An 8,542-nucleotide genomic window follows, 5' to 3' on the forward strand; every position below is an offset into this window, starting at 1 on the left:
AGCCGCGTCCCTCGCACGCGAAAGCCGGAAGCGGAAGTAATGCCCGTCGAAGACGGTTTCCGGGACGGGACCGACCCGCGCACCGCGATCGCGGTCACCGGCTACGCGTGCCGCCTCCCCGGCGCGGAGGGCCCCGAGGCGTTCTGGCGACTGCTCGCCGAGGGCCGCCACGCCGTGACCGAGACGCCCGCCGACCGCTGGGACGCCGAGGCGGTCCGCACCTCGTCCGTGCCCGACGCGGAACGCGCCCGCTGGGGCGCCTTCCTGGACCGGGTCGACCTCTTCGACGCCGCGTTCTTCGGCATCTCCCCGCGCGAGGCGAGCGCCGTCGACCCCCAGCAGCGGCTCGTCCTCGAACTCGGCTGGGAGGCCCTGGAACACGCCGGGACCGTCCCCGGGACCCTGGCGGGCACCGACACCGGCGTGTTCGTCGGAGCGGACGCGGACGACTACGCCCTCCTGCGCGCGCGGCTCGGCGCCGGCGGCATCACCCGGCACTCGTCGGCCGGCGCCCAGCGCAGCATGATCGCCAACCGGCTGTCGTACGTCCTGGGCCTGCGCGGACCGAGCCAGACCGTCGACTCCGGGCAGTCCTCGTCGCTGGTCGCCGTCCACCTCGCCTGCCAGAGCCTGCGCACCGGAGAGTGCACGACGGCCCTGGCCGGCGGGGTCCACCTCAACCTCGCCCCGGACAGCGCGCTCGTCGTCGCGGGCAGCGGAGCGCTCTCCCCGGACGGCCGGTCGCACACCTTCGACGCCCGCGCCAACGGCTACGTACGAGGCGAGGGCGGGGCCCTGGTCCTGCTCAAGACCCTCGAACAGGCCCTCGCCGACGGCGACCCTGTGCGCTGCGTGATCCTCGGCGGCGCGGTCAACAACGCGGGCGGCGCGGGCTCCGGGCTCGCCGTGCCCGACGCGGGCGCCCAGCGTGAGGTGATCACCCTCGCCCACCGGCGCGCGGGCACCCGGCCCGACGACGTGCAGTACGTCGAACTCCACGGCACCGGCACCAAGGTCGGCGACCCCGTGGAGGCCGCGGCGCTGGGCGCCGCACTGGGCGTCCCGCGCACGTCCGGGCAGCCGCTCGCCGTGGGCTCCGCCAAGACCAACGTCGGTCACCTGGAGGCCGCCGCGGGCGTGGTCGGCCTGCTCAAGGTGATCCTGTCCCTCGCGCACCAGGCCCTCCCCCCGAGCCTGCACCACCACACTCCCTCGGCGCGGCTGGACGACCTGGGCCTCGCCGTCCAGCGACGCCTCACCGCCTGGCCGGCGGGCGACTCGCCCCGCGTCGCCGGGGTGAGCTCCTTCGGCATGGGGGGCACGAACTGCCACCTGGTGGTGGCGGACCGGCACGAACCCGGCACGCCGGCGGAGCGCCCCGCGACGCGGACGCCGGCTGCGTCCCTGCCGGAAACGCACCCGCCCGCGTCCGACGTCCACGCCCGGCCCACCGCGGTTCACCCACCCGTGCCCGCACCTGACCCCGAGTCCGGGCCTGACCCCGCCTCCACGCCCGTGCCCGTGCCCGTGGTCCTCTCCGGGCGCGACGAAGCGGCGCTGCGCCAACAGGCCGAGCGGATGGGCCGGTTCCTCACCGAGCACCCCGGGTCCGGACCCGCCGACCTCGCGCCCGCCCTGGCCACGACCCGCACCCACTTCGGCACCCGTGCCGCGGTCGTCGCCGCCGACCGCGCGGACCTCCTCGCCGGGCTGGACGCGCTCGCCGGTGCCACGCCCGCACCGCGTGTCGTGCGAGGTACGGCCCGAGGCGGCTCGGTGGCCTTCCTGTTCACCGGGCAGGGCAGCCAACGGCCCCGCATGGGCGCGGCGTTGTACGCCGCTCACCCCGCCTTCGCCGAGGCCTTCGACGAGGTGTGCGCCCACCTGGACCCGTTGCTGGACCGCCCCCTTCGGGAGCTGGTGCTCGGCGACACCGACGAGCTGCACCGGACGCAGTACACCCAGCCCGCCCTCTTCGCCTTCGAGACCGCCCTGCAACGGCTGTTCCGGCACTGGGGGGTACGCCCGGACGTCGTGACCGGCCACTCCGTCGGCGAACTCGCGGCGGCGCACGCGGCCGGAGTGCTGAGCCTGCCCGACGCCTGCGCCCTCGTGGCGGCCCGGGGGCGGCTCATGCAGGCCCTTCCCGAGGGCGGGGCCATGGTCGCCGTGGAGGCGTCGGAGGCCGAACTGCTCCCCGATCTCGTCGCTTTGACCGCCCACGTCTCGATCGCCGCGGTCAACGGCCCCCGTGCGACGGTCCTGTCGGGCGACGAGGAGCACGTCCTCGCGGTCGCCGCGAGCTGGCGTGAGCGCGGACGCAGGACGCGGCGGCTCAAGGTGAGCCACGCCTTCCACTCACCGCACATGGACGCCATGCTCGACGACTTCCGTCAGGTCGCGGAGAGCCTCGCCTACCACGCGCCGCGGACCCCCGTCGTCTCCAACCTGACCGGCGCCACCGCCACCGCCGACGAACTGCGCACGCCGGACCACTGGGTACGCCACGCCCGCGACGCCGTGCGGTTCCTCGACGGAGTACGGGCGCTGCCCGCGCACGGCGTCACCGTCCATCTGGAGATCGGCCCCGACGCCGTGCTCACGCCGATGGCCCGCGACTGCGCCGGCGGGGACACCGCCGCCGTCCACGTGGCCGCGACCCGGGCCGACCGCGGGGAGACGGAGGCCTTCGCCACGGCACTGGCCGAACTGCACGTCCATGGCGTCCCCGTCGACTGGGGACGGCTGACGGACGGCCGCCTGGCCCCGCGCCTCGATCTGCCCACCTATCCCTTCCAGCGCGAGCGGTACTGGCTGCGGGGCGACAGAGCGCCGCTTCCGGTTCCGCAGACCCCCCTCGCCGCCCCGGCCGCCCCGGCCTCCCGGGCCGACCGCGCCCTCGACCCGGACGAACTCGTCCGTCGCAGCGTCGCGGTCGTCCTCGGACATGACTCCGCCGACCGGATCCCGGGCGACAGCACGTTCAGGGAACTCGGGTTCAGCTCTCTCATGGGCGTCGAACTCTGCGAACTCATCGGCGCCGCCCTGGGGGAGCGGCTCCCGGACACCCTCGTCTACGACCATCCCACCCCCGACGCCCTGATCCGCCACCTGAGCGGCGACGCGGCGTCCACCCGCTTCGAAGCCGAGCCCGCGTCCCCCGTCCGTGCCGGTGAGGGGATCGCGGTGGTGGGGATGGCGTGCCGGTTGCCGGGTGGGGTGGTGTCGCCGGAGGGGTTGTGGGATCTGGTGTCGTCGGGTGGTGAGGGTGTGTCGGGGTTTCCGGTGGACCGGGGGTGGGATCTGGAGGCGTTGTTCGACGCGGATCCGGAGCGGCCGGGGACGTCGTACACGCGGTTCGGCGGGTTTCTGCACGATGCGGGTGAGTTCGATGCGGAGTTCTTCGGTATCTCGCCGCGTGAGGCGTTGGCGATGGATCCGCAGCAGCGGGTGTTGCTGGAGTCGGTGTGGGAGGCGGTGGAGCGGGCCGGGATCGATCCGTCGTCGTTGCGGGGCAGCCGCACCGGCGTCTTCGCCGGGGTCTTCGGGTTCCGCGACCCCCACCTCGGCACGCCGTCCGACAGCTCCGAGGGACGCCGTCTGACGGGTGGTGCGGCGAGTGTGTTGTCGGGTCGGGTGAGTTATGCGTTGGGGTTGGAGGGTCCGGCGGTGACGGTGGACACGGCGTGTTCGTCGTCGTTGGTGGCGTTGCATCTGGCGGTGCAGTCGTTGCGGTCGGGGGAGTGTTCGCTGGCGGTGGTGGGTGGGGTGACGGTGATGTCGTCGCCGGGGACGTTCGTGGAGTTCTCGCGGCAGCGGGGGTTGTCGGTGGATGGGCGGTGTCGGTCGTTCTCGGCGTCGGCGGACGGTACGGGCTGGTCGGAGGGTGTGGGTGTGCTGGTGTTGGAGCGGTTGTCGGATGCGCGGCGGGGGGGGCGTGGGGTGTCGGCGGTGGTGCGGGGTTCGGCGGTGAATCAGGACGGTGCGTCGAACGGGTTGACGGCGCCCAGTGGTCGGGCGCAGGAGCGGGTGATGCGGGAGGCGTTGGCGGGGGCGGGGTTGGGTGCGGGGGAGGTGGATGTGGTGGAGGCGCATGGGACGGGGACGCGGTTGGGGGATCCGATCGAGGCGCGGGCGTTGTTGGCGGTGTATGGGCAGGGGCGTGAGCGGCCGTTGTGGTTGGGGTCGTTGAAGTCGAATGTGGGGCATACGCAGGCGGCTGCGGGTGTGTCGGGTGTGATCAAGATGGTGTTGGCGATGCGGCATGGGGTGTTGCCGCGGACGTTGCATGTGGAGGAGCCGACGCCGCATGTGGACTGGTCGGCCGGGCGGGTGGAGTTGCTGGTCGAGGCGCGGGAGTGGCCGGGCGGGGAGGGGCGGCCGCGTCGTGCGGGGGTGTCGTCGTTCGGGATCAGCGGCACCAACGCCCACGTCATCCTCGAAGAGTTCGCCCAGGAGGACGAAGCCGCGGAGCGGCCTGCGGACGCCGGGCCCGACGGCGCCGCCCTGTGGCCGCTCTCCGCCCGGTCCGACGAAGCGCTGCGCGCTCAGGCGCGCAAGCTGCTGGCCCACCTGAAGGCCGGACCCCCGACGCGGCCGGCCGACGTCGGCCATGCGCTCGCCACCACCCGCGCCTCCTTCGAGCACCGCGCGGTCGTCGTCGGAGACGACCGGGACCGGATGCTCGCCGACCTGGAGGCGCTCGCGGACGGCAGCGAGTCCCCGCGCACGGTGCGGGGCACTCCCGTGCCGGGACGCCTCGCCTTCCTCTTCACCGGGCAGGGCAGCCAGCACGCCGGTATGGGCCGCGAACTGCACACGCGTTTCCCGGCGTTCGCCCACGCCCTCGACGAGGCGTTCGACGCCTTCGGCGATCGTCTGGGCCGCCCGCTGCGGGACGTCGTCCTCGCCGCGCCGGACTCGGCCGAGGCCGCGCTGCTGGACCGGACCGTCTTCACCCAGGCCGGCCTGTTCGCCTTCGAGGTCGCACTGTTCCGGCTGGTGGAGACCTTCGGCATCCGGCCGGACCGGCTCGCCGGACACTCCGTCGGCGAGATCGCCGCGGCCCACGCGGCCGGGGCGCTGACCCTCGCCGACGCGGCCGAACTCGTCGCGGAGCGCGGACGGTTGATGGACGCCCTGCCCGGGGGCGGCGCCATGGTGTCCGTCCAGGCGGCCGAGGAGGAGGTCGCCGAACTGCTGGCCGCGACGGACGGGCGTGCCGGGATCGCCGCCGTCAACGGTCCCCTCTCCTGCGTGCTGTCCGGCGACGAGGACGCGGTCACGCACCTCGCCGACACGCTCGCGGCCCGCGGACGCCGGACCCGACGACTGCGGGTGAGCCACGCCTTCCACTCGCACCGGATGGACCCCATGCTCGACGAGTTCGCCCGGGCCGCCGCCCGGCTGGACGTCACGGCGCCCGCCCTGCCGATCGTCTCCACCGTGACGGGGGCTCCCCTCGACCCGGCGGTGGCGCCGGCCCCCGAATACTGGGCTCGGCACGCCCGCCGGACCGTGCGGTTCGCGGACGCGGTGCGCAGGCTGCGCGAGGACGGGGTGACCGCCTTCCTGGAGATCGGCCCCGACGCCGTGCTGACCGTCATGGGCCGCGACTGCCTGGCCGAGGACGGCGAAACGGCGGAGTTCGTCCCGCTGGTGCGGCGGGGACACTCCGAGGATCGGACCGTGTCCGAGGCGCTCGCACGGCTCCATGTGCGGGGTGTCGTCCCCGACTGGCCCAGCGTGTACGCCGTCCACCGGCCCCGGCGGACCGAGCTGCCCACCTACGCGTTCCAGCGCAGGCGCTACTGGGAGCACGCCGGCACGGCCCGCCCGGCGGACGCCACGGGCCTGGGCCTGGCAGCGGGCGGCCACCCCCTGCTGGGCGCCGCCGTACGCCCCGCCGGCTCCGACACGCTCGTCCTCACCGCCCGGCTGTCCTTGCTCACCCACCCCTGGCTCGCCGACCACACCGTGCTCGGCGGCGTGCTGTTCCCCGGCGCGGGGCTCGTCGAACTGGCCCTGCACGCCGGCCGGGAGACCGGCTGTCCGCAGCTGGAGGAGCTGACCCTGCGCACGCCCCTCGCCCTGCCCGACGACGGCGCCGTGGACCTGCAGATACAGGTGGCGGACGAGGACGCCGAAGGGCGGCGCCCGGTCACCGTGCACAGCCGTCCCGCCGGGCCGGACCCGGGCGCCGTATGGACCCTGCACGCCGCGGGGGTCGTCGCCCCGGCCGGACCCGCCCCGTCGGCGGACGCGGCCCTCGCCGGGCACTGGCCGCCGCCCGGCGCCGAACCCGTGGACCTGACCGGCCGTTACGAGACGCTGGCCGGGCAGGGCTTCGGATACGGTCCCGCGTTCCGCGGACTGCGCACCGCGTGGCGGCGCGGCACGGAGGTCTTCGCCGAACTGGAGGTGCCGGAACAAGCCGACGCCGACGGCTACGGGCTGCACCCCGCGCTCCTCGACGCCGCCCTGCACGCCGTCGAACTGGGGGCGCTGCCCGGGGACGGCGCCACGCGCCTGCCCTTCGCCTGGACCGGTGTGCGGCTGGCCCTCCCGGGGGCACGGGCCGCCCGGGTCCGGCTGGCCCCGGCAGGTCCCGACACGGTCACGCTGGACCTCGCCGACGCCACCGGACGGCGCGTCGCCTCGGTCGGCGCCCTGTCCCGGCGCCCGGTCGACGCCGGGCAGCTCACGGCCGGGCGGCGCGAACCGCTGCTGCGGACCGCGTGGTCGCCGCTGCCCGCCTCCGCCTCCGCCCCGGCCCCCGCGAACGGCGAAGAACGTGAAGAACACGGAGAACGCGAAGAAACGGTGCGCCCCTCGTGCGCGATCGTCGGCGGGGCCGACTGGGCCGACGTGGACCTGCCCGTCCACGAGCACCTGGACGCCCTGGCCGCCGAACCGCCCGCGGTGGTCCTCACGTACCTCGCCGCCGAGCCCGGAACGTCCGGGAGCGACCTGCCCGACCGGACCCGGGCCGCGGCCTCCCACGCCCTGACGGTGGTTCAGCAGTGGCTCGCGCAGGAGCGGTTCGCGGACTCTCGGCTGGTCGTCGTCACCCGGAACGCGGTCGCGGCCCGGCCCGACGAGGACGTGACCGACCTGGCGCACGCCCCGGTGTGGGGCCTGCTGCGGTCGGCGTGCACCGAGCACCCCGAGCGTTTCGCCCTGCTCGACCTCGACGCCGGCCCCCTCACCCGCCAGACCCTCACCGCGGTGCTCGCAGCGCCGTCCGACGAGTCCCAGCTCGCCGTCAGAGAAGGCGTGCTGTTCGCCCCGAGGGTGACGCGTGCCGCCGCCGCGCCCTCGCCCGCGCCCTGGCGCGCGGACGGCACCGTACTGATCACGGGCGCGACCGGCGCGCTGGGCGCCCGGGTCGCCCGCCACCTCGTCACCGCACACGGAGCACGTCACCTGCTGCTGGTCAGCCGCCGGGGCGAGGCCGCCCCCGGCGCCGCCGCGCTGCGCACGGACCTCACGGAACGGGGCGCCCGGGTGACGATCGCCGCCTGCGACCTCGCGGACCGCGCCGCGCTCGCCGGCCTGCTCGCGACCGTTCCGGCCGACCACCCGCTCACCGCCGTCGTCCACACGGCCGGCGTCCTGGACGACCGTGTCGTCGAGGTCCTGGACGACGTGCGGCTGGACGCCGTCCTGCGACCCAAGGCCGACGCGGCCTGGCACCTCCACGAACTCACCCGCGCCTTGGACCTGAACGCCTTCGTGGTCTTCTCCTCGGTCCAGGGGCTGCTCGGCGGCGCCGGACAGGCCAACTACGCCGCGGCCAACACCTTCCTCGACGCCCTGGCCCACCACCGCCGGGCACTGGGCCTGCCGGCCACCTCCCTGGCCTGGGGGCCCTGGGCGCAGGGCGGTATGGCGGACCAGCTCGGCCCGGCCGACCTGCGCCGGTTCACCCGGGCCGGCATCCGGCCCCTCGACCCCGAACAGGGACTGCGGTTCCTCGACGAGGCGCTCGCCCGCCCCGAACCGGTCCTGGTCCCGCTCGCCCTGGACACGGCCGCCCTGCGGGCGGCGGGCGCCGCGGCCCCGCCGCTGCTGCGCGGCCTCGTCCGCCCTCCGGCCACGACGCAACCGGCCGCCGGAGAGGCCGCCCAGGATTCCGGGAGCTTCGCGGCCCGGCTGGCCGGCCTCGACCCCGAAGCCCGCAGGAAGGAACTGCTCAGCGTCGTGCGCGCCGGGACGGCAGCCGTGCTGAACCACGAAGACGCCCGCGCGGTGGACGTCCGCCGTTCGTTCAAGGAACTCGGCGCCGACTCGCTCAGCGCGCTCGAACTGCGCAACCGGCTCGGCAGCGCGGTCGGCCTGCGCCTGTCGCCGACCGTCGTCTTCGACCACCCCAGCCCGGCCGCCCTGGCCGCCTGGCTCGAGGCGGAGCTGTGCCCGCCACAGGACGACGAGCCGTCGCCGCCGCCCGTCACGGGCGACACCGACGACGACCTGATCGACGCCATGGACGTGGCGGACCTCGTCCGCATGGCACGCCACGGCATCGAGCCCTGACCAGGAC

General features: G+C 75.3%; 1 protein-coding gene. It reads left to right on the forward strand.

Annotated elements, in window-relative coordinates:
- The first annotated feature begins 39 nt into the window (after window positions 1-39).
- Complete coding sequence (locus IE239_RS41875; protein WP_229877878.1) at window positions 40-8,535, forward strand: type I polyketide synthase; 8,496 nt, start codon at window positions 40-42, stop codon at window positions 8,533-8,535.
- Window positions 8,536-8,542 lie beyond the last annotated feature (7 nt).

Source organism: Streptomyces humidus (assembly GCF_014649655.1).
GTDB classification, from domain to species: Bacteria; Actinomycetota; Actinomycetes; order Streptomycetales; family Streptomycetaceae; genus Streptomyces; species Streptomyces humidus.

Bases quoted from the DNA above. Each gene is read 5' to 3' on its own strand.
- IE239_RS41875 (WP_229877878.1), top strand. From the start codon at position 40: ATGCCCGTCGAAGACGGTTTCCGGGACGGGACCGACCCGCGCACCGCG.